Genomic DNA, 1143 nt, shown 5'->3' with positions numbered 1-1143 from the left:
TGATGCCGTGGACGGCTCCCCACCCTGGTCGCAGCATTGCCGCGGCCGAGATGGAGGAGCGCCATGGAAGAGGTGGTTACGGTGGGCTTGGATATCGCCAAGTCGGTGTTTCAGGTCCACGGAGTTGATGCTCGGGGCCAGGTCGTGGTCCAGCGGAAGCTGACCCGGGCCAAGCTGATCCCGTTTTTTGAGAAGCTGCCGCCCTGTCGGGTCGGGATCGAAGCCTGCGCCACGGCGCACCATTGGGGGCGTCGGCTGACCGAGTTGGGCCACGTGGTGAAGTTGATGCCGCCGTCGTACGTGAAGCCCTATGTGAAGCGACAGAAGAACGACATGGCCGACGCGGAGGCGATCTGCGAGGCCGTGACCCGACCAACGATGCGCTTTGTCGAGGTGAAGTCACCTGAGCAGCAAAGCGTGCTGGTGATCCACCGGGCCCGGATGATCCTGATGCGTCACCGGATCGAGCTCTCCAACACGATCAGGGCGCACATGGCCGAGTTTGGCCTGGTGGCGCCGATCGGCCGTCTCGGGCTGCAAAGCTTGGTCGAGATCGTCCGAGACGATTCAGACGAGCGCGTCCCGGTGCATGCGAGGATCTGTCTGAAGCTGCTGGCCGATCAGCTCGATTTGGTGAACCGCGAGGCGCTCGAGACCGATCGGCTGATCCTGGCGAGCGCGCGGTCGACAGATGTCGGCCGCCGGCTGATGGCCGTGCCAGGCGTCGGGCCGGTGCTAGCCAGCGCCATTGTGGCCAGCGTGCCCGATCCCCACGCCTTCCGGTCTGGTCGCAACCTCTCGGCCTGGATCGGCCTCGTGCCCAGGCAGAACTCCAGCGGCGGCAAGGAGCGGCTGGGCGGGATCACCAAGCAGGGCAACAGATACCTGCGCCAGCTGCTGGTGGTCGGGGCGATGGCCGTCATCCGATACGCCGAGCGACATGGCACAAAGCGGCCTTGGCTTGTGCAGCTGATGGCCAGGCGAAGCACCAAGATCGCCGCCGTCGCGCTGGCCAACAAAACCGCCCGAATGATCTGGGCGATCATGACCAGCGGCGAGGCCTATCGAGAGCCGCAGCTGCGAGCCGCATAGGGATCAGGCGCCACTGCGCCGGACAAGTTTGGGAAGGGCGACGAAGGAGTG

The 1143-nt window shown here is 65.4% G+C and carries 1 protein-coding gene; it reads left to right on the top strand.

Annotated features, from left to right (window positions below; genetic code table 11):
- The first annotated feature begins 63 nt into the window (after window positions 1–63).
- Window positions 64–1092, top strand: coding sequence for an IS110 family transposase (locus Q8Q88_RS07160; RefSeq protein WP_305674512.1), 1029 nt, complete (start codon window positions 64–66; stop codon window positions 1090–1092).
- Window positions 1093–1143 lie beyond the last annotated feature (51 nt).

The organism is Phenylobacterium sp. (genome assembly GCF_030697925.1).
In the GTDB taxonomy this organism is placed as follows: Bacteria; Pseudomonadota; Alphaproteobacteria; order Caulobacterales; family Caulobacteraceae; genus Phenylobacterium.
This window is presented reverse-complemented; position numbering and strand designations above follow the sequence as displayed.